Source organism: Paraburkholderia sp. FT54, assembly GCF_031585635.1.
Classification (GTDB): Bacteria; Pseudomonadota; Gammaproteobacteria; order Burkholderiales; family Burkholderiaceae; genus Paraburkholderia.
Genome location: NZ_CP134195.1, coordinates 2,872,977 through 2,893,695, shown reverse-complemented (window position 1 = coordinate 2,893,695; position 20,719 = coordinate 2,872,977). Strand labels below are relative to the sequence as shown.

Below are 20,719 nucleotides of genomic sequence, written 5' to 3'. Positions count from 1 at the left end.
TGCGCCCGGGCTCAGGAGCCGTTGAAAATCGACGGCGCTTCCGCCGGCGAAACCGGCAACGGCGTAGCGGGCACGAAGCTGCCGGCGGCGGGAATCGGCGGCGCGGCGACCGGGCTCGGCAACGACGCGGCTGCGGCGGCGCTCACCGCCGCAGCGCCGCTTGCGCCGTGGTCGCGCGCATTCACCAGACGATCGAGCCCCTTGATTTCACTGCGCCCCGACGGCGGCGCGCTGACCACGCTGGGCCGCCGCTTGCGTTCGCTGGCGGCGAGCCGTTCCTTCTGCTCTTCGGGCAACTGTTGATAGGCCTTCCACGCGTTCTGACGGGTTTCCCGCGGCAATTCCTTCGACACCTGGTAGTTTTCCCGCGCGACGCGCCGCTGGTCGGGCGTCATATGGGTCCACTCAGTCATGCGCTCATGCAGCCGTTTTTGCGCATCAGCGGACATCTTCGGGTAACGCGACGCGATCTTGAGCCATTTGCGCTTGCGTTCGTCGCTGAAGGAATCCCATTGGGCTTCGAACGGCGCGAGCGCGATACGCTCGGCGGAAGTCAGGCGCGACCATGCCATCGGGCTTTTGCTGCCGGGCAGGCTGGGCAATTCGACGGCGAGCGTGGGCGCCGGCGCCTTGGCGGTGGCGTTGCCGCCCGCGACAGGTGCGCTGACGGGCGACGGGCTCGGATAAAAGCGCGGATAAGTCGCGGCAAACGACACCAGGGCCGCGATCGTGCATCCGAAAACAACGGCCAGGCCGCGCTTGTAACTCACCCGAAGAATCTCCCGCTCAGTGGGCGCGTGAAAGGTACGCGTTGAAACCGTGATCGAGATAGGCATTGAGCGGCAGATCGTCGCTTAGCATCGCGGCATCGATATCGGCGAGTTCGGCGGTGCGTTGCTGGTCTTCCCAGTACGCAATACCCACGAGGCTGACGACCAGCGCGACGAGCGGCCACGCGAGTGCAAAGCGGCGCAGCGGCGAACGGCGGCGCTGCGGCAGTTCGACCGGCGCCATGCCGGCTGCCATGCCCGCGCCGGCGAGAGCCGGCACGAACACCGGCGCGCTCACGGTGTCGGGCTTCTTGCGGGCGAGCGCGGCACGGCGCGCCGCGGCGAGTCGATCGACGGTGGCGGACGGAATGCTGGCGGCGTTTTCGTCGAGCGCGCGGCGCACCTGGCGGGCGAACTCGAGTTCTTTGGTTTCGAGGGAGCTCATAGCGTGATTCCTTTGGCCTTGAGCGCTTGCGCCAGCGTGTGGGTGGCCCGCGAGCAGTGCGTTTTCACACTGCCTTCGGAGCAGCCCATAGCGGCGGCAGTCTCGGCGACATCCATATCTTCCCAATAACGCATGAGAAACGCCTCCCGTTGACGTGCCGGTAACTTTTGGATCTCGTCGTCGATCAACTGCAGGACCTGTTCGCGTTCGAGTTTCTGTTCGTTGCTCTCGGAGCCCGCCGAGCCTTGCTGGGCCTCGAAGGTTTCGAGGGGGTCGAATTCGTCGTCGTCGGCGTTGCCAAGCGATGAGAAGAGACTAACCCAAGTATTGCGCACTTTGGCACGACGGAAATAGTCGTGCATCGCATTCTGCAGAATACGCTGAAACAGCAGCGGAAGTTCGGCGGCCGGGCGGTCGCCATATTTTTCGGCGAGCTTGATCATCGCGTCCTGCACGATATCCAGCGAGGCGTCGTCGTCCCGCACGGCGTAGACCGTCTGCTTGAATGCGCGCCTTTCGACGCCCGCCAGAAAATCGGCGAGTTCCTTGTCTGATGCCATCCGTTGGGGGTCGGCGCAGCGAGCGTGCGCGTAATCGGTCGAAAAATGTCGTAAAACTCGCGGATGCTAACAAACTTTTGCGCCGCTGGGGCGAAACGTGATTCACCTTGCATCTCCATAACAAGGTTTCGGTCAATTTTGAGATTTGGCCGATGGCGCCACGGCAAGATTTGCTTGACCGCGCGGGCGTCTGCAGATATCGTCGCTGGTTCGCAACATAAGTGACTTGTCTCAATTGAGGTGTGGCCCAAGAAGCTCACCTGTCAACTGGACGCGCCGCTTGAACCCGAGCCACAAGCCCGGCAGAGAGCACCCGATCAAATTTTTGCCGAAATTTCGAAAGGTGAATTAATGAATATGCCCAGCGCGGAATTCTCCACGTCGGATACGACACCCCATCCCGAAGCTGACTCTATCGGCGCCACCGTGCTCATGAAGGCACTGGCCGACGAAGACGTCGAGTTTGTATGGGGCTATCCCGGCGGCTCGGTACTCTACATTTACGACGAGCTGTACAAGCAGGACAAGTTCCAGCATATCCTCGTGCGCCACGAGCAGGCCGCTGTCCACGCCGCCGACGCCTATGCGCGTTCCACCGGCAAAGTCGGTGTGTGCCTCGTGACTTCCGGCCCCGGCGTCACCAATGCGGTGACCGGCATCGCCACCGCCTACATGGATTCGATTCCGATGGTGGTGATCAGCGGCCAGGTGCCGACTGCCGCGATCGGCCAGGATGCGTTCCAGGAGTGCGACACGGTCGGCATCACGCGTCCTTGCGTGAAGCACAACTTCCTCGTGAAGGACGTGCGCGACCTCGCCGCCACCGTCAAGAAAGCGTTCTATATCGCCCGTACCGGCCGTCCCGGCCCGGTGCTGATCGACATTCCGAAAGACGTGTCAAAAGCGCCCTGCCAGTACGAACCGCTCAAGACTGTTTCGCTGCGCTCGTACAACCCGGTCACGAAAGGTCACTCCGGCCAGATTCGCAAGGCCGTGGCGTTGTTGTTGTCGGCCAAGCGGCCGTACATCTATACCGGCGGCGGCATCATTCTCGCGGACGCCTCGCGTGAACTGAACCAGTTCGCCGATCTGCTCGGCTATCCGATCACCAACACGTTGATGGGTCTGGGCGGTTACCGCGCGAGCGACAAGAAATTCCTCGGCATGCTCGGCATGCACGGCACGTACGAAGCCAACATGGCGATGCAGCACTGCGACGTGCTGATCGCGATCGGCGCGCGTTTCGACGACCGCGTGATCGGCGACCCGGCGCACTTCTCGTCGCGTCCGCGCAAGATCATCCATATCGACATCGATCCTTCCTCCATCTCCAAGCGCGTCAAGGTCGACATTCCGATCGTCGGCGACGTGAAGGAAGTGCTGAAGGAGCTGATCGAGCAGTTGCAAACGGCCGAGCATGGCCCGGACACCGCGGCGCTTGCCGACTGGTGGAAGGACATCGAAGCCTGGCGCGCGAAAGACTGCCTCAAGTTCGACCGCAAGAGCGAGATCATCAAGCCGCAGTACGTGGTGGAAAAGGCGTGGGAGCTGACCGACGGCAATGCCTTCGTGTGTTCCGACGTCGGCCAGCATCAGATGTGGGCGGCGCAGTTCTATCGCTTCAACAAGCCGCGCCGCTGGATCAACTCCGGTGGCCTCGGCACGATGGGTTTCGGCCTGCCGGCGGCGATGGGCGTGAAGATGGCGCACCCGGACGACGACGTGCTGTGCATCACGGGCGAAGGCTCGATCCAGATGTGTATCCAGGAGTTGTCGACCTGCAAGCAGTACGACACGCCTGTGAAGATCATTTCGCTGAACAACCGCTATCTGGGCATGGTGCGCCAGTGGCAGCAGATCGAATACAGCAAGCGTTATTCGCATTCGTACATGGATGCGCTGCCGGATTTCGTGAAGCTCGCCGAGGCATACGGCCACGTCGGCATGCGTATCGAACGCACGGCCGACGTCGAGCCGGCGCTCAAGGAAGCGTTGCGCCTGAAAGATCGCACGGTGTTTCTCGATTTCCAGACCGATCCGACCGAAAACGTCTGGCCGATGGTTCAGGCCGGCAAGGGCATCACCGAGATGCTCATGGGTTCGGAAGATCTATAACGACGGTTCTTAGTGCTGGCTTCGTCATGCGCGCCTTCATGAAAGGCGAGGGCGGACGAAGCGGCGCGAACCGTTCGCAGACATCGACAAAACATCTGGAAGAAGCGAATCATGAGACACATTATTTCCGTCCTGCTGGAAAACGAACCTGGCGCGTTATCACGCGTGGTTGGTCTCTTCTCGGCACGCGGCTACAACATTGAAACCTTGACGGTGGCTCCGACCGAAGACCGTTCGCTGTCGCGCATGACCATCGTCTCCATTGGCTCGGACGACGTGATCGAACAGATCACGAAGCATCTGAACCGCCTGATCGAGGTGGTGAAAGTGGTCGACCTTACCGAGGGCGCCCACATCGAGCGCGAGCTGATGTTGATCAAGGTGAGGGCGGTCGGCAAGGAACGTGAGGAGATGAAACGGATGTCGGATATTTTCCGCGGCCGCATCATCGACGTCACCGAAAAGACCTACACGATCGAACTGACGGGCGCGAGCGACAAGCTCGATGCCTTCATCGAAGGGCTCGACGCCACCGCGATTCTCGAAACGGTCCGCACGGGCAGCTCGGGTATTGGTCGCGGCGAGCGCATTCTGAAGGTGTGACGCGCGAGCGTTCAATCCGTCTCGATCCCAGGCCGGGCCGTGCCTGCACCAACCCGGCCAAGCAACACACTATTTGCAGCATTTGAATTTCACTGAATCATCGAATTTAGCCAAGGAACCGACATGAAAGTTTTCTACGACAAGGACGCTGACCTCTCCCTCATCAAGGGCAAGCAAGTCACCATCATCGGCTATGGCTCGCAAGGCCATGCGCACGCGCTGAACCTGAAGGAAAGCGGCGTGAACATCACGGTCGGTCTGCGCAAGGGCGGCGCATCGTGGAGCAAGGCTGAGAATGCCGGCCTGCAAGTCAAGGAAGTGGCGGAAGCCGTCAAGGGCGCGGACGTGGTCATGATGCTGCTGCCGGACGAGCAGATCGCCGAAGTCTATGCGAAAGAAGTGCACGGCAACGCCAAGCAAGGCGCGGCGCTCGCCTTCGCACACGGCTTCAACGTGCACTACGGCCAGGTGATTCCGCGTGCCGACCTCGACGTCATCATGATCGCGCCGAAGGCGCCGGGCCACACGGTTCGCGGCACCTACACGCAAGGTGGCGGCGTGCCGCACCTGATCGCTGTTGCGCAAGACAAGTCCGGCGCGGCACGTGACATCGCGCTGTCGTATGCGGCAGCGAACGGCGGCGGCCGTGCCGGCATCATCGAAACCAACTTCCGCGAAGAAACGGAAACCGACCTGTTCGGCGAACAAGCCGTGCTGTGCGGCGGTACGGTCGACCTGATCAAGGCCGGCTTCGAAACGCTGGTGGAAGCGGGCTACGCGCCGGAAATGGCGTACTTCGAATGCCTGCACGAACTGAAGCTGATCGTCGACCTGATCTATGAAGGCGGCATCGCCAACATGAACTACTCGATCTCGAACAACGCCGAATACGGCGAGTACGTGACGGGTCCGCGTATCGTGACGGCTGAAACGAAGAAGGCGATGAAGGCTGTGCTGACCGACATTCAGACGGGCGAGTACGCGAAGAGCTTCATCATCGAAAACAAGGCTGGCGCACCGACGCTGCAATCGCGCCGCCGTTTGACGTCCGAGCACCAGATCGAACAGGTCGGTGCGAAGCTGCGCGCGATGATGCCGTGGATCGCGAAGAACAAGCTGGTCGACCAGTCGAAGAACTAAGCTGATTCCAGCTTATGTCCGGTGCGGCGCGATGCCGTAATAGCCGGACAGATCAAAAAGCCGCCCAAGGGTGCTGAACCCTGGGCGGCTTTTGCTATCCTACGGTTTTACAAAAACACAGAAGCCATTCATGAATTACCCTCATCCGATCATCGCGCGAGAAGGCTGGCCGTTCATCGCCATCGCGGCCGTCGTTGCACTCCTGGTTCACTTCATCGCGGGGTTCGGCTTTTCATGGCTGTTCTGGCTCATCCTGATCTTCGTCGTGCAGTTCTTCCGCGATCCGGCGCGCCCGATTCCCACCCAGGCGAATGCCGTGCTGTGCCCGGCCGACGGCCGTATCGTCGCCGTCGAAACCGCGCATGATCCGTATGCCAATCGTGAAGCGCTGAAGATCAGCGTGTTCATGAACGTCTTCAACGTCCACTCGCAACGCTCGCCGGTGGATGGCGCGATCTCCAAGGTCGAATATTTCCCGGGCGCGTATCTGAATGCCGCGGTGGACAAGGCTTCCACCGAAAATGAGCGCAATGCGGTGGTGATCGAAACGGCCGGCGGCCAGACGGTGACCTCGGTGCAGATCGCCGGCCTGATCGCGCGGCGCATTCTTTGCTACGTACGGGCAGGTGAGCCGCTCACCCGTGGTCAACGGTACGGATTTATCCGCTTCGGTTCGCGCGTCGACGTGTATCTGCCAGTGGGCAGCCGTCCGCGTGTGTCGATCGGCGAGAAGGTTTCGGCGTCGTCCACGATTCTCGCTGAACTATAAAGCGGCACCAAGGAGGTTTTCCGAATGGCCGCATTCAAACCGCGTCGACCCCGTAACAGCGGACCGCTTCCGCGTCCGTTCCGCCGTAACAAGCCGATGGTGACCGAGGCGGCGGTCGACAGCCGGCGCGCGCAGCGTCAGCAGTTCCTGAGAAAGCGCGGCATTTATCTGCTGCCGAATGCGTTCACCACGGCGGCGCTGTTCTGCGGCTTCTTTGCCGTCGTGCAGGCCATGAATGTGCGTTTCGAGGTCGCGGCCATCGCGATCTTCGTGGCCATGGTGCTCGACGGCATGGACGGCCGCGTTGCCCGCATGACGCATACGCAAAGCGCGTTCGGCGAGCAGTTCGACAGCCTGTCGGACATGGTGTCGTTCGGCGTGGCGCCGGCGCTGGTAATGTACGAGTGGATTCTGAAGGACCTCGGCCGCTGGGGCTGGCTCGCGGCATTCGTCTATTGTTCGGGCGCGGCGCTGCGTCTCGCGCGTTTCAACACGAACATCGGCGTGGTCGACAAGCGTTTCTTCCAGGGCATGCCGAGCCCGGCCGCGGCGGCGCTGATCGCCGGTTTTGTGTGGCTCGCCACCGACAACCGCGTGCCGCTCAAGCTGGTCTGGCTGCCGTGGGTGGCCTTCGTGCTGACCATCTACGCGGGCGTGACGATGGTGTCGAACGCGCCGTTCTATAGCGGCAAGGCGCTCGACGTGCGGCATCGCGTGCCGTTCGGCGTGATTCTGCTGGTGGTGGTCGCGTTCGTGCTGGTGTCCTCCGATCCACCGCTAATGCTGTTCGGCCTGTTCGTGCTGTATGGCCTGTCGGGTTACGTGTTCTGGGGCTATCAGGCGATACGGGGCAGGGCTAATCCGGCTCGCTCGGTGACAGCAGACAGGTAACTGTTCGCTCGCGCGTGCTGCTGCGCTCGACACGGGAAAACGGCGGCCTTCGGGCCGCCGTTTTTCGTTCGACGAGCCCGTTCGGCGGCGCCCGGCAGCGCTCCGTAGGCAGGTCCGGCGCTAATTGCACGCTGGCGGGAATGTCGCTATAGTCGTCGGATCAAGGCGTTCACGTTCCTTTTCGAACCGCGCAACGAGCCTCGCCAGGCGGAGCGCCGCTAGCGTGCCTGTGTTGGAACGTACGCCGCGCTGATTGCGAACGCTTTTGGTCGCGCTGATCGTTTTTACCCTCCGTCCGCCTTCTCCGTGATCGAGTGCCGCCAGCGGTGGCGCAGACAGCCGAATTCCAATTTCCCATCCCCACAATTGAACGACTCCGCAGGAGACTCGACATGTCCGACAAACTGATCATATTCGACACCACGTTGCGAGACGGCGAGCAATCGCCCGGCGCGTCGATGACGAAAGAAGAGAAAATCCGTATCGCCAAGCAACTCGAGCGGATGAAAGTGGACGTGATCGAAGCAGGCTTCGCGGCAAGCTCGAATGGCGACTTCGATTCGATCCATACGATCGCAGGCCTGATCAAGGACAGCACGGTTTGCTCGCTCGCCCGCGCGAACGACAAAGACATCCAGCGCGCGGCCGACGCGCTCAAACCGGCCGATCACTTCCGCATCCACACGTTTATCGCAACCTCGCCGTTGCACATGGAAAAGAAGCTGCGCATGACGCCGGACCAGGTGTTCGAGCAGGCCAGGCTGGCAGTCCGTTTCGCCCGCAAATTCACCGACGACGTCGAGTTCTCGCCGGAAGACGGCAGCCGCTCGGACATGGATTTTCTGTGCCGCGTGCTGGAAGCGGTGATCGCCGAAGGCGCGACCACCATCAACATCGCGGATACGGTCGGTTATGGCGTGCCGGAGCTGTACGGCCAGCTCGTGAAAACATTGCGCGAACGCATTCCGAACTCGCATAAAGCGGTGTTCTCGGTGCATTGCCATAACGACCTCGGCATGGCGGTGGCGAATTCGCTGGCCGGCGTACAAATCGGTGGCGCGCGTCAGGTCGAGTGCACGATCAACGGCCTCGGCGAGCGCGCGGGCAACACGTCGCTCGAAGAAATCGTGATGGCGGTGAAGACCCGCAAGGATTACTTCGGCCTCGATATCGGTCTCGATACCACGCAGATCGTGCCCGCTTCGAAGCTGGTCTCGCAGATCACCGGTTTCGTCGTGCAGCCGAACAAGGCGGTGGTCGGCGCGAACGCGTTTGCGCACGCGTCGGGCATTCATCAGGACGGCGTGCTGAAGGCTCGCGACACCTACGAAATCATGCGCGCCGAAGACGTGGGCTGGAGCGCGAACAAGATCGTGCTCGGCAAGCTGTCGGGCCGTAACGCGTTCAAGCAGCGTCTGCAGGAACTGGGCATCGCGCTGGATAGCGAAGCCGAATTGAACACGGCGTTCGCGCGCTTCAAGGAACTGGCCGACCGCAAATCGGAAATCTTCGACGAAGACATTATCGCGATCGTCACGGAAGAATCCGCCGAGGCACAGGAGAGAGAGCACTACAAATTCCTGTCGCTGTCGCAACATTCGGAAACCGGCGAGCAGCCGCACGCGAAAATCGTATTCTCGGTGGAAGGCAAGGAAGTGACCGGTGAAGCGCGCGGCAACGGCCCAGTCGACGCCACGCTGAACGCGATCGAAACGGAAGTGGGCAGCGGTTCGGAACTGCTGCTGTACTCGGTGAACGCGATCACCACCGGCACGCAGGCGCAAGGCGAAGTGACCGTGCGTCTGTCGAAGAGCGGGCGCATCGTCAACGGCGTGGGCACTGATCCGGATATCGTGGCGGCTTCGGCGAAGGCGTATATCTCGGCGCTCAACAAGCTGTATTCGAACGCGGACAAGTTGAATCCGCAACGTTCGGAGTGAGTGAGCTGAAAGCGATGCGTTGACACGCGCGACCGCGTGTCCGTCGTGTGAGTAGCAAACGAAGCCCCGTGCCTTGATTGGCACGGGGCTTTGTTCATTGCGAACGGCGTTACTCCGTCGCCGTGCGTCGCATCGACCAGCCGCGAGACGCGCGTGCCTGTGCCTGCACCTGATGCCGCACTTCGACGGCGATGCCGCGGCGTGGCGCATCGGCCGCGAACGTGTCGAGCAGTTCGCGCACGTCGTGGTCGACGAAATCGGCGCGTGTCGCATCGACGATCAAGGTGGAGCCGTCGGGAACCTGCTGCAGGTAGTGCTTGAGCGCCACTTTGCCGAGAAACGACACGTCCTTGCGAAACGACAGCAGATAGTGATCGCCGTGTTGCGCGAGCACGATCGGGCTGCGCAGATTCGCATACAGCGCGAGCAGCACGCTGCACAGAGTGCCGAGCACGATGCCGATCAGCAGGTCGGTCGCGAGCACGCCGACCAGCGTGACTATAAACGGCGCGAACGGCGCGAAACCCTGCTTCGCGACGGCGACGAACAGTGACGGTTTGGCGAGCTTCAGCCCAGTGAAGATCAGGATCGCCGCGAGGCAGGCCAGTGGAATCAGGTTGATGACACTAGTGAGCGCAAACACGCTGATGAGCAGCAACACGCCGTGAATGATCGCCGAGAGCCGGCTTTGCGCGCCCGCATGCACGTTGGCCGAACTGCGCACGATCACCGACGTGATCGGCAAGCCGCCGATCGCGCCGGCAATCAGATTGCCCACGCCTTGCGCCTTCAACTCGCGATCCGGCGGCGCGGCGCGCCGTTCGGGATCGATTTGCTCGACGGCTTCAAGGCTCAGCAGCGTCTCGAGACTCGCGACGATCGCCAGCGTGATCGCGACGCGCCACACATCGGGATTGACGAGTTGCGCGAAGTGCGGCCCGAAATCGGCCCATTCCAATGCGAGTTGCAACGCCGCGAACGATTCCAGCGGCGGCAGGGCAACCCGATGTTCGGCCGGCGGCGCGAGCGACGGCACCAGCACGCTGAGCAGCAACGTCGCGCCGATGCCCAACAGAACGACGGCGAGCGGCGCCGGTACGCGGCGCACCAGTGCGAAGCGTCGAAATGCGCGGGTTTCCCAGCCGATCAGAATCGCCAGCGACAGCAGGGTGATCACGCATGCCGCCAGCGAAATCGAGCCGAACGGCGTGGCCACCGCGCCGGCGGTCTGCGCGACGGCTTGCGTACCCGGCGCCGCATCCACGCCGGACAGCGCGAGCGCAAGCGGAAACTGCTTGACGATCAGTAGCACGCCGATGGCCGCGAGCATGCCCTTGATTACCGGCGAGGGCACATAGGCGGCAAACCGGCCGGCTTTGAGCATGCCGAAACCGAACTGGATCGCGCCGGACAGCAGCACGGCCAGCAGGAACGCGGAGAAGCTGCCAAGCTGCGCGATGCCGTCCACGACGATCACGACGAGGCCCGCGGCCGGCCCGCTCACGCTCAAGCGCGAGCCGCTCAGCACCGCCGCGACCAGGCCGCCGACAATGCCCGAGACGAGCCCGGCAAACGGTTCGACGCCCGATGCATTGGCGATGCCCAGACAGAGCGGCAGTGCCACCAGAAAAACGACCGTGCCCGCAAGCAGGTCGCGCTGAAACGTGGAGAAAAAAGCTCGAAGGTTCATGGTGTCGGTGCAGTGAGGAGTGGAGCCTGGCAGATGGCGAAGGCTGAACCGGATCGGATTCGCATGAGGTGTCGCCGAAGTGTCGCGCTAGGCGGAGCTGTGGGCGGCGGTCGTGCAGGTCATGGCGTCGTCGGCTTCGTAGCCGGATGTGAGCACCTTGATGCGCCCGTCTTCGAGCGCGAAGATCCAGCCGTGCACGAGCGGTGCCGGATCGGCGTCCCGCACGATGGGGTGCGCGCGCAACCCACGCACCTGTTCGAGCACGTTCAGTTCGGCGAGGCGGTTGACACGTTCACGTTCGCTCTCGTGGCCCTGCAATTCTTCGTGATGCGCTTTGGCCAGCATGCAGAGTGGCGCGATCCGCCGATTCACATGCGGCAGGCCCGGCTCGGGCGGTAACAGCGCGGCGCGCACGCCGCCGCATCCGTAGTGGCCGCAGACGACCACGTGGCCGACCTTCAGCACCTTCACCGCGTATTCGAGGACGCTCGCCGAATTGTCGTCGTCGGGTTGAAAGAGATTGGCGATGTTGCGGTGGACGAACAGGTCGCCCGGCTCGCAATGCGTGATGGTCTCGGCGGGCACGCGGCTGTCCGAGCAGCCGATCCACAGCACGTGGGGATTCTGGCCGCGTACCAGATCGCGGAAGAACTCGGGATTGCGCACGGCGGTTTCATGCGCCCATGCGACGTTGGCGACCAGCAGACGTTTGGGACGGTTCATCGATAGCGGCTCCATAAGGGGGCGCATTGATTCGGCGCGAATTCACGGCTGCGCTCGTGCGGCCTCAAGAGAGACCAGCGTTGAATCAATGCTTACGAAAGCCTTTCTAACAAAAAATAAATCCGTCGTGCGCGAAATAAAAAGCGCCACCATGCGCCATAAATAAAAAAAAGCCGCCCGGTGAGGCGGCTTCGTAGATGCATGCGATCGGGTACGGCGGCGCTCAGAAGAGGCTGCGGCGATCCGGATCGTGCAACGGATCGGGCGTTTTCTGCGTGAGGCGCACAATGCCCTGCTCGTCGAAATAAAAGCTGTACATCATGTACCAGACGTTGTCTTCCAGATAGCGGTAGGTCCAGACTTCGCGCTTCATCAGCGGGAAATACGACGTTTCGACCGGGCGGCCGAAGTTCACCAGCACGTCGCTCTTGGTCCATTTGCCGATTTCCGCGCGATAGAACTCGTTGGGCTGCAGCACCTGGCGCACGTTGACGATCTTGCCGGCCGCGTCGATGTCGGCCGCGGTGGTGGTTTCGCCCATCGGCTGGGTCGGCCACATCAGCCGCTTGCCGCCGTTCGGCAGGTCGTAGCTTTCGCGCGGCGGGCCGAGGCGCGCGACGATGGTCGATTCGTCCGCGCCCTGGGTGTATTGCTGCCACGGCTGCACGCAGCCGGCGAGCGCCAGTGCGCTCAGACAGACGAGCGCCGCGCGGCGCAGGCGCCCTGCGGCCGGCGCTCCGATCGAGGCCGCCGTGCTGTGATGGCGGTTGAACATGTATTCCTCCGATGGCGTGTGAGTAGCGGTTTTTATCATCGAGACGCATTATTTTGACACGCGCTGCGGCAAAAGATTTGCGCTTCGTGACGAGCCGGCCGGGCAATACGATAACGCTTGCGCCGGCTTGCTTATTCCGTCCCGAACGACCTATGATCCGCGCTTTCACCAATCAGGCGGGGCGATGACGATGGCGAAGTGGCAACGGAAGGCGGCAGCGGCGCTGGCGGCGATATCGATGGCCGCGGTGGCCGCGCTTGCTTATGCGGCGAGCGAGCCGGGCGCGACTGCGACTAAACCGGTGGCCGGCACCGCGGCTAACGTGGCAGCCAACGCGGTTACAAAGCCCGCGAGCAAACCCACCGGCGCTCCGATCCAACTGGCGCTGATCGAAGGCATGTCCGGCCCGTTCGCCAACGCGGGCGCGGCGGTGGAGCGCAACTTGCGCTTTGGCGTCGAACAGGTCAATGCGCACGGCGGCGTGAAGCTCGCCGACGGCGCGCATCCGTTCGAACTGGTCGTGCTCGACAGCAAGGGCGGCACCGAAGAAGCGCTCACACAACTGCGCGCGGCCGCCGACCGCCATATCGGCTACATCATGCAGGGCAACAGCTCGGCGGTCGCCGCCGCGCTGATCGGCGCGATCGACAAGCAGAACAGCCGCGAACCGGCCAACCGTGAACTGTTCCTCAACTATTCCGCCGACGACCCCGCGCTGACCAACGCCAACTGCAGCTTCTGGCATTTCCGCTTCGACGCGCACGCGGGCATGCGCATGGACGCGCTGGCCGACGTGATCCAGCGCGACAAGGCGGTGAAAAAAGTCTACCTGCTGAACCAGGATTACAGCTTCGGGCACGACGTCAGCAGCCTCGCGCGTTCGACGCTGGCGACGAAGCGTCCGGATATCGCGGTGGTCGGCGACGAGTTTCATCCGATCGGCCGCGTGAAGGACTTTGCGCCGTACATCGCGAAGATCCGTGCGAGCGGCGCGGACGCGGTGATCACGGGCAACTGGGGCAACGACCTGACGCTGCTCGTCAAGGCCGCGCGCGAGCAGGGCTTGGACACGAAGTTCTACACGTTCTACGGCAACAGTCTGGGCGCGCCCGCGGCCTTGGGCGACGCCGGCGTCGGCCACGTGATAGCGGTCGCCGACTGGCACCCCAACGCCGGCGGCGCGGCGTCCGACGCCTGGTACGCCGCCTTCCGGGCGCGCTTCCCGGCCGCGCAGGACGATTACCCGGTGCTGCGCATGCCGTTGATGATCGAAACCCTGGCCGCCGCGATGACTCGCGCCGGCAGTGCCGACCCGACGGCGGTGGCGAAAGCCCTCGAGGGCATCAAGTTCGACAACGGCTTCCACGCCTCGTGGATGCGCGCCGCCGACCATCAATTGATCCAGCCCCTTTACGTGATGGAGATGGACAAAGCCGGTGCGCCGGGCGTGCATTTCGATAACGAAGGCTCCGGCTACGGTTTTCGCACGGTGCTGGCGTTGCCGCCCGAGCGCACCGTCTTGCCGAGTGTCTGCAAGATGAAGCGGCCGTGACGCAGGCGCGGCGCGCGCCATCGCCCGACACAGCGGGCTTCGCGGCCGGAATCGGCTGTGCTACAATACGCGTCCCGTTGTGAGGCGAGCCTTTGTCAAAGGTGCGTCGGCAATATTGAAAGCACACGGGTAACCCACGGCACGGCCTTTCTTCCGTGACCGCCTGTCTAGTTCTTAAGGAAATCGACATGTCCGCAGTTGAAACAAGCAAGAAGTCCGAAGTCGTTGCGCAATTCGCACGCGCAGCTAACGACACCGGCTCCCCCGAAGTTCAGGTCGCGCTGCTCACGACCCGCATCAACGAACTGACCGTTCACTTCAAGGCACACACGAAAGATCACCACAGCCGCCGCGGTCTGCTGCGCATGGTGAGCCGCCGTCGTAAGCTGCTCGACTACCTGAAGGGTAAGGACGCGGATCGTTACCGCGCACTGATCGAGAAGCTGGGTCTGCGTAAGTAATCGGCCAGTCGTTCAGCAAGATGCCTGTGTCAGTTCCACTGATACAGGCATTTTGTTTTTGCACGGTGCGCTTCATGTGATGCGCGCCGGCTGTTCTCCGCAGTGGCATGCCGGTTCATGCGGCGGGGGCAGGCAGGAGCAGTAAAGCAGTAGAGCAAAGCAGCAAATAAGGGATTCACGGCCGGGCTTCAGGGGCGGAGCTTTGTGTCATTCCAGCGGTTCGCGCGCGTACTCGATGTAGGGCGTGGCTCTCTGGAATGGCATAACACTACTCTTCCCATGCGGCGCCGGTCCTGGCGTTGCCGCGCCGCTTCTGGTCCGCGCGGTATTACGAAGAGGAAAAGCAATGACTATGTTCAATAAGATCGTCAAAGAATTTCAGTGGGGACAACATAAGGTTCGCCTCGAAACCGGCGAAATCGCTCGCCAGGCGAGCGGTGCCGTGATCGTCGACGTCGAAGATACCGTGGTGCTGGCCACCGTGGTCGGCGCCAAGACGGCCAAGCCGGGTCAGGACTTTTTCCCGCTGACCGTCGACTACCTCGAAAAGACCTACGCGGCCGGCAAGATCCCCGGTGGCTTCTTCCGCCGCGAAGGCCGTCCGTCGGAAGGCGAAACGCTGATCTCGCGCCTGATCGACAGACCGCTGCGTCCGCTGTTCCCGGAAGGCTTCTACAACGAAGTCCAGGTCGTGATCCACGTCCTGTCGCTGAACCCCGAAATCCCCGCTGACATTCCCGCGCTGATCGGCGCGTCGGCGGCGCTCGCCGTGTCGGGTCTGCCGTTCAACGGCCCGGTCGGCGCAGCACGCGTGGCCTACATCAACAACGAATACGTGTTGAACCCGACGCGTCCGCAAATGAAGGAATCGGCGCTCGACCTGATCGTCGCCGGTACGGAACGCGCGGTGCTGATGGTGGAATCGGAAGCGCAGCAACTGAGCGAAGAAGTGATGCTCGGCGGCGTGGTGTTCGGCCATGAGCAAATGCAGATCGCGATCGACGCGATCCACGAACTGGTCCGCGAAGGCGGCAAGCCGGAATGGGATTGGCAACCGGCGGCGAAGAACGAGCCGCTGATCGCGCGCGTGACGGAACTGGCGCAAGCCGACCTGCTCGCCGCGTACCAACTGCGCGACAAGCAAGCCCGTTCGACCAAGCTGAAGGAAGTCTACGCAGCCACGTCGGCGAAGCTGGAAGAAGACGCCGCAGCAGGCGGCACGGTGGCGGCCGACAAGGCAACCGTCGGCAACGTGCTGTTCGACATCGAAGCGAAGATCGTCCGTACGCAGATCCTGAACGGCGAACCGCGTATCGACGGCCGCGACACGCGCACGGTGCGTCCGATCGAAATCCGTACCGGCGTGCTGCCGCGTACTCACGGTTCGGCACTGTTCACGCGCGGCGAAACGCAGGCGCTGGTGGTGGCCACGCTGGGCACGAAGGGCGACGAGCAGAACATCGACGCGCTCGAAGGCGAGTACCGCGAACGCTTCATGCTTCACTACAACATGCCTCCGTTCGCGACTGGCGAAACGGGCCGCGTCGGTTCGCCGAAGCGCCGTGAAATCGGTCACGGCCGTCTGGCCAAGCGTGCGCTGGCTGCGTGCCTGCCGAGCGCCGACGAATTCGGCTACTCGATTCGCGTGGTGTCGGAAATCACGGAATCGAACGGTTCCTCGTCGATGGCTTCGGTGTGCGGCGGCTGCCTCGCGCTGATGGACGCCGGCGTGCCGATGAAGGCGCACGTCGCCGGCATCGCCATGGGCCTGATCCTGGAAGGCAACAAGTTTGCCGTGCTGACCGACATCCTCGGCGACGAAGATCACCTCGGCGACATGGACTTCAAGGTGGCGGGCACGGAGCAAGGCGTGACCGCGCTGCAGATGGACATCAAGATCCAGGGCATCACCAAGGAAATCATGCAGGTTGCCCTCGCGCAAGCGAAGGAAGGCCGTCTGCACATCCTCGGCAAGATGACCTCGGCGGTGTCGGGCGCGAACACGGTGCTGTCGGACTACGCACCGCGCATGATCACCATCAAGATCAATCCGGAAAAGATCCGCGACGTGATCGGCAAGGGTGGTTCGGTGATCCGCGCGCTGACCGAAGAAACCGGCACGACGATCGATATCTCGGACGACGGCGTCGTCACCATCGCCAGCACCAGCAGCGAAGGCATGGCCGAAGCGAAGAAGCGTATCGAGAACATCACGCTGGAAGTCGAAGTGGGCCAAGTGTACGAAGGCACCGTGCTCAAGCTGCTCGATTTCGGCGCGATCGTCAACATCCTGCCGGGCAAGGATGGTCTGCTGCACATTTCCGAAATCGCCAACGAGCGCATCAAGGACATCAACGACTATCTGAAGGACGGCCAGCAAGTGAAGGTCAAGGTCATCCAGACGGACGAAAAGGGCCGCGTGCGTTTGTCGGCCAAGGCGTTGCTGAATGAAGGTGCAAACGGCGCGCCGCAAGGCGAACCGACGCCGCAGTAATGCGGTAACAGACAACGGCCGGCAGCGCGAATGCGCGCCGGCCGTTTTTTATGAAGGGTGCAGGATGGATTGCGTTGCAGGTAATGAGAAACGGGTACTCTAGTGTTCATCCCGGCATGCAACGCAATCCAATCTTGGAGTTGACGCAGATGAAAGCGATCGAAATCACCGAATTCGGAGCGCCGGACGTCCTGAAGCTGGCTGAGCGGCCCATGCCGCAGCCGAAAGCAGGCGAGGTGCTGATCAAGGTGGCCGCATCCGGCATCAACCGTCCGGACGTGTTCCAGCGCAAAGGCGGCTATGCGCCGCCGCCGGGTGCGTCGGATCTGCCGGGGCTGGAAGTGGCGGGCGAAATCGTCGAAGGGTCGATCGACGAGAAGAACAACCCGTTCGGTCTGAAGGTTGGCGATCGCGTGTGCGCGTTGCTGGCCGGCGGCGGTTATGCGGAATACGCAGTCGCGCCGTTGCTGCAATGCCTGCCGGTACCGGCCGGTTTGTCCGATGTCGAAGCGGCTTCACTGCCGGAAACGTTCTTCACGGTGTGGAGCAATGTGTTCGACCGTGCGCAACTCGGCAAGGGCGAAGGCGCGCCGAACGAAACGCTGCTGGTGCAGGGCGGTTCGAGTGGCATCGGCGTGACGGCGATCCAGATTGCGCATGCGCTCGGCTTTCGCGTGTTCGCGACGGCCGGCTCGGACGAGAAGTGCCGTGCATGTGAAGCGTTGGGCGCCGAGCGGGCGATCAACTACAAGACTGAAGATTTCGTCGAGGTGATCAAGTCGCTGACCAACGACCGCGGCGTCGACGTGGTGCTCGACATGGTGGCGGGCAGTTATGTGTCGCGCGAGCTCACGGCATTGGCCGACGGCGGCCGCATCGTATTGATCGCGTTGCTGGGCGGCGCGAAAGCGGAACTGAACCTGAACGAAGTCTTGCGCCGCCGTTTGACGGTGACCGGTTCGACGCTGCGTCCGCGGCCGATCGAATTCAAGGCGAAGATTGCCGCGCAGTTGAAGCAGCATGTCTGGCCGCATCTCGAAGATGGCCGCATCAAGCCAGTGGTGCATCGCGTATTTCCAGCCGCGCAGGCTGCCGACGCGCACGCGCTGATGGAGAGCAGCACGCATGTCGGCAAGATCGTACTGTCTTGGGGTCAGGACGCTTGACGCGGTCGGTTTGACCCGATCCACCCCACGCAGTAAAATTGCGCGTTTTGCGCACGCCGCATGAAACCGAAAGGCGGACTGTTAGCGCAAACAAAGTCCGCCGCCAAGACAAGACGAGACGATGTCGAAACAACGAGCCAAGCTGGTAGTCGGTAACTGGAAGATGCACGGGTGCCTCGTCGAAAATGCCACGCTGTTGCAAGCGGTGGCGCAGGGCGCGGGCGAATTGCCGGCCGACGTGCGCGTCGGGGTTTGCGTGCCGAGTCCGTACCTCGCGCAGTCTCGATCGTTGCTGGAAGGCAGCCGGGTCGTATGGGGCGTGCAGGACGTGTCAGCGTTCACGCATGGCGCCTATACCGGCGAAGTGGCCGCGCCGATGGTGGCGGAGTTCGGCGCCACGCTCGCGATCGTCGGCCACTCGGAACGCCGTGCCTATCATCGCGAAAGCGCTGAACTGGTCGCGGTGAAAACGCAGCGCGTGCTGGAAGCGGGTTTGACGCCGATCGTCTGTGTCGGCGAAACGCTTGAAGAGCGCGAGGCCGGTTCGACCGAGCAGGTGGTCGGCGCGCAACTGGAAGAAGTGCTGGCGAAATTGTCGGTGCAAGAGGCTGCGCGGCTGGTTGTCGCGTATGAGCCGGTTTGGGCGATCGGCACCGGCAAAAGTGCAAGCTCGGAGCAGGCGCAGGCAGTCCATGCGTTCCTGCGTGCGCGTCTGGCGGCAAAGGGCGCGGCGGTCGCGGATGTGCCGCTGTTGTATGGCGGCAGTGTGAAGCCGGAAAACGCGGAAGAATTGTTCCGCCAGCCGGATATCGACGGTGGCCTGATCGGCGGCGCGTCGTTGAAAGACCAGGATTTCCTGGCGATCTGCAAGGCGGCGGCCGCAACGAGCGTCGCCGGTTAAGCAGGGCGCCTTGGCGAGGATGACCCCATCCCGTGAAACACGTAGTGTGTGGCGCGGTTAAATAAAGACTCAGGTGAGTGTGATGCTGTATTTGAAAACATTGATTATCGTCGTTCAGCTGTTGTCGGCACTCGGGGTCATCGGCCTTGTCTTGCTGCAACACGGCAAAGGCGCCGATATGGGCGCAGCTTTTGGTAGCGGCGCGTCGGGCAGCCTGTTCGGCGCGACCGGTTCGGCAAACTTTTTGTCGCGTACAACGGCGGTGCTCGCCGCGGTGTTTTTTGTCACCACGCTGACGCTCACTTACCTCGGCGCGTACCGCTCGAAACCTTCGGCAGGCGTGCTGGGCGCGGCTGTGACTGCACCGGTTGCTGCATCGGCTGTTTCGGCACCGGCAGGTGGCTCGGCTGTTTTGCCGGCATCGGCCGCCTCCGTCCCGGCAACCGACGTGCCGAAATAAATTTTCGTTCAAACGTGCTTTTGTGCGTTGAACAATCTGTTTAGACCAGTTACAATCTAAGTCTTGAAGCGATTCGCGGGTTTTATAAGTTGTTTTCCCGGATTGCATGCAGTGCCGACGTGGTGAAATTGGTAGACACGCTATCTTGAGGGGGTAGTGGCGAAAGCTGTGCGAGTTCGAGTCTCGCCGTCGGCACCAAAATGTTATCTAAATGCCAGCCGCTTGCTTCGCTTCGGCTGGCATTTTCACTTCTGGCGTGCGGCTTGCGTTGGACTTGCGGCGTGTGCATTTCGGAAGTGATTTCGCGTCAGGAGTGCTATGCTCCTGACGGCACTCAGAACCAACCGATTGAGGATAGTCTTGAACCTCGCAGCCTATTTCCCCGTCTTGTTGTTCCTCGTTGTGGGCACCGGTTTAGGCGTAGCACTGGTCAGTATCGGCAAGATCCTCGGTCCCAACAAGCCCGATACCGAGAAAAACGCACCGTACGAGTGCGGCTTCGAAGCATTCGAAGATGCGCGCATGAAGTTCGACGTGCGCTATTACCTCGTCGCCATTCTCTTCATCATTTTCGACCTTGAAACCGCGTTCCTGTTCCCGTGGGGCGTTGCCTTGCGCGACATCGGCTGGCCCGGCTTCATGGCAATGATGATTTTCCTGCTCGAGTTCCTGCTGGGCTTCGCCTATATCTGGAAGAAGGGCGGCCTCGACTGGGAATGATGGATTAATCGCCGGTTTGCGTGGGTGGCCAAGGCTTGCCGCCCCGTCTGGAGTGGAAAGCAAATGAGTATCGAAGGGGTCTTGAAGGAAGGGTTTGTCACCACCACGGCTGACAAGCTGATCAACTGGACGCGCACCGGCTCGTTGTGGCCGATGACGTTCGGTCTTGCATGCTGTGCGGTCGAGATGATGCACGCGGGCGCTGCCCGTTATGACCTCGACCGTTTCGGTGTGGTGTTTCGTCCGAGTCCGCGTCAGTCGGACGTGATGATCGTCGCCGGCACACTGTGCAACAAGATGGCGCCGGCTCTGCGCAAGGTCTATGACCAGATGGCCGAGCCGCGCTGGGTGATCTCGATGGGCTCGTGCGCGAACGGCGGTGGCTATTACCACTACTCGTATTCGGTGGTCCGTGGCTGTGACCGGATCGTGCCGGTCGACGTCTATGTGCCGGGTTGTCCGCCCACGGCGGAAGCGCTGGTGTACGGCGTGATCCAGCTACAGGCCAAGATTCGACGCACCAACACAATCGCCCGTCAATAAG

Annotated in this window: 20 protein-coding genes and 1 tRNA gene; 15 read left to right on the top strand and 6 right to left on the bottom strand. The window is 62.2% G+C overall.

Annotation, left to right across the window (positions count from 1 at the left end):
• Positions 1–11 precede the first annotated feature (11 nt).
• Genes RI103_RS13370 through RI103_RS13360 form a run of 3 tightly spaced genes read right to left on the bottom strand, consistent with a single transcriptional unit; the run spans position 12 to position 1,775 of the window.
• Positions 12–770, bottom strand: coding sequence for a DUF3106 domain-containing protein (locus RI103_RS13370; protein ID WP_310812459.1), 759 nt, complete (start codon positions 768–770; stop codon positions 12–14).
• A gap of 16 nt (positions 771–786) precedes the next feature.
• The gene (locus RI103_RS13365; RefSeq protein WP_310812458.1) at positions 787–1,215 is read right to left on the bottom strand and encodes a DUF3619 family protein; all 429 of its coding nucleotides are present in this window, start codon (positions 1,213–1,215) and stop codon (positions 787–789) included.
• The gene (locus RI103_RS13360; protein WP_054034971.1) at positions 1,212–1,775 is read right to left on the bottom strand and encodes an RNA polymerase sigma factor; all 564 of its coding nucleotides are present in this window, start codon (positions 1,773–1,775) and stop codon (positions 1,212–1,214) included. Before RI103_RS13360 ends, RI103_RS13365 begins: the two co-directional genes overlap by 4 nt.
• Before the next feature lie 351 nt (positions 1,776–2,126).
• On the opposite strand from RI103_RS13360, the gene RI103_RS13355 reads away from it, so the two are divergent.
• The 6 genes from RI103_RS13355 to RI103_RS13330 all read left to right on the top strand — a co-directional run bounded on the left by RI103_RS13355 (position 2,127) and on the right by RI103_RS13330 (position 9,233).
• On the top strand, positions 2,127–3,890 hold the full coding sequence (locus RI103_RS13355; RefSeq protein WP_310812457.1) for an acetolactate synthase 3 catalytic subunit: 1,764 nt from the start codon (positions 2,127–2,129) through the stop codon (positions 3,888–3,890).
• A gap of 111 nt (positions 3,891–4,001) precedes the next feature.
• Complete coding sequence (ilvN, locus tag RI103_RS13350; protein WP_007175629.1) at positions 4,002–4,493, top strand: acetolactate synthase small subunit; 492 nt, start codon at positions 4,002–4,004, stop codon at positions 4,491–4,493.
• Between the two features lie 123 nt (positions 4,494–4,616).
• Complete coding sequence (ilvC, locus tag RI103_RS13345) at positions 4,617–5,633, top strand: ketol-acid reductoisomerase (protein ID WP_310812456.1); 1,017 nt, start codon at positions 4,617–4,619, stop codon at positions 5,631–5,633.
• Between the two features lie 130 nt (positions 5,634–5,763).
• On the top strand, positions 5,764–6,402 hold the full coding sequence (locus RI103_RS13340) for a phosphatidylserine decarboxylase (RefSeq protein ID WP_310812455.1): 639 nt from the start codon (positions 5,764–5,766) through the stop codon (positions 6,400–6,402).
• Between the two features lie 24 nt (positions 6,403–6,426).
• Complete coding sequence (gene pssA / locus RI103_RS13335) at positions 6,427–7,293, top strand: CDP-diacylglycerol--serine O-phosphatidyltransferase (protein ID WP_310812454.1); 867 nt, start codon at positions 6,427–6,429, stop codon at positions 7,291–7,293.
• A 392-nt stretch (positions 7,294–7,685) separates the two neighbouring features.
• Complete coding sequence (locus tag RI103_RS13330; RefSeq protein WP_310812453.1) at positions 7,686–9,233, top strand: 2-isopropylmalate synthase; 1,548 nt, start codon at positions 7,686–7,688, stop codon at positions 9,231–9,233.
• A gap of 109 nt (positions 9,234–9,342) precedes the next feature.
• Here the strand turns inward: RI103_RS13330 and RI103_RS13325 are convergent, their stop codons facing one another.
• From RI103_RS13325 to RI103_RS13315, 3 genes are all read right to left on the bottom strand, one after another.
• Positions 9,343–10,923, bottom strand: coding sequence for a SulP family inorganic anion transporter (locus RI103_RS13325; RefSeq protein WP_310812452.1), 1,581 nt, complete (start codon positions 10,921–10,923; stop codon positions 9,343–9,345).
• An 87-nt stretch (positions 10,924–11,010) separates the two neighbouring features.
• A complete protein-coding gene (locus tag RI103_RS13320) occupies positions 11,011–11,646 on the bottom strand; it encodes a carbonic anhydrase (protein ID WP_310812451.1) in 636 nt (211 codons plus the stop codon).
• Positions 11,647–11,869: 223 nt separating this feature from the next.
• Positions 11,870–12,421 (bottom strand): hypothetical protein, encoded by a 552-nt coding sequence (locus tag RI103_RS13315; protein WP_116119424.1) that lies wholly within the window; start codon positions 12,419–12,421, stop codon positions 11,870–11,872.
• Between the two features lie 184 nt (positions 12,422–12,605).
• On the opposite strand from RI103_RS13315, the gene RI103_RS13310 reads away from it, so the two are divergent.
• The 9 genes from RI103_RS13310 to RI103_RS13270 all read left to right on the top strand — a co-directional run bounded on the left by RI103_RS13310 (position 12,606) and on the right by RI103_RS13270 (position 20,718).
• Positions 12,606–13,973, top strand: coding sequence for a branched-chain amino acid ABC transporter substrate-binding protein (locus RI103_RS13310; protein WP_310812450.1), 1,368 nt, complete (start codon positions 12,606–12,608; stop codon positions 13,971–13,973).
• A gap of 188 nt (positions 13,974–14,161) precedes the next feature.
• Positions 14,162–14,434: a 30S ribosomal protein S15 gene (gene rpsO / locus RI103_RS13305; RefSeq protein ID WP_011487489.1), complete on the top strand. Its 273-nt coding sequence runs from the start codon at positions 14,162–14,164 to the stop codon at positions 14,432–14,434.
• A gap of 346 nt (positions 14,435–14,780) precedes the next feature.
• Positions 14,781–16,928 (top strand): polyribonucleotide nucleotidyltransferase, encoded by a 2,148-nt coding sequence (gene pnp / locus RI103_RS13300; RefSeq protein ID WP_310812449.1) that lies wholly within the window; start codon positions 14,781–14,783, stop codon positions 16,926–16,928.
• Between the two features lie 149 nt (positions 16,929–17,077).
• Positions 17,078–18,094: an NAD(P)H-quinone oxidoreductase gene (locus tag RI103_RS13295; RefSeq protein ID WP_310812448.1), complete on the top strand. Its 1,017-nt coding sequence runs from the start codon at positions 17,078–17,080 to the stop codon at positions 18,092–18,094.
• Between the two features lie 121 nt (positions 18,095–18,215).
• Positions 18,216–18,995: a triose-phosphate isomerase gene (gene tpiA, locus RI103_RS13290; RefSeq protein ID WP_310812447.1), complete on the top strand. Its 780-nt coding sequence runs from the start codon at positions 18,216–18,218 to the stop codon at positions 18,993–18,995.
• Between the two features lie 82 nt (positions 18,996–19,077).
• Complete coding sequence (gene secG / locus RI103_RS13285) at positions 19,078–19,455, top strand: preprotein translocase subunit SecG (RefSeq protein WP_310812446.1); 378 nt, start codon at positions 19,078–19,080, stop codon at positions 19,453–19,455.
• A 113-nt stretch (positions 19,456–19,568) separates the two neighbouring features.
• Positions 19,569–19,653, top strand: a tRNA-Leu gene (locus tag RI103_RS13280).
• A 162-nt stretch (positions 19,654–19,815) separates the two neighbouring features.
• Positions 19,816–20,175: an NADH-quinone oxidoreductase subunit A gene (locus RI103_RS13275; protein ID WP_013339872.1), complete on the top strand. Its 360-nt coding sequence runs from the start codon at positions 19,816–19,818 to the stop codon at positions 20,173–20,175.
• Positions 20,176–20,238: 63 nt separating this feature from the next.
• On the top strand, positions 20,239–20,718 hold the full coding sequence (locus RI103_RS13270) for an NADH-quinone oxidoreductase subunit B family protein (RefSeq protein ID WP_006052903.1): 480 nt from the start codon (positions 20,239–20,241) through the stop codon (positions 20,716–20,718).
• Position 20,719: the final 1 nt, after the last annotated feature.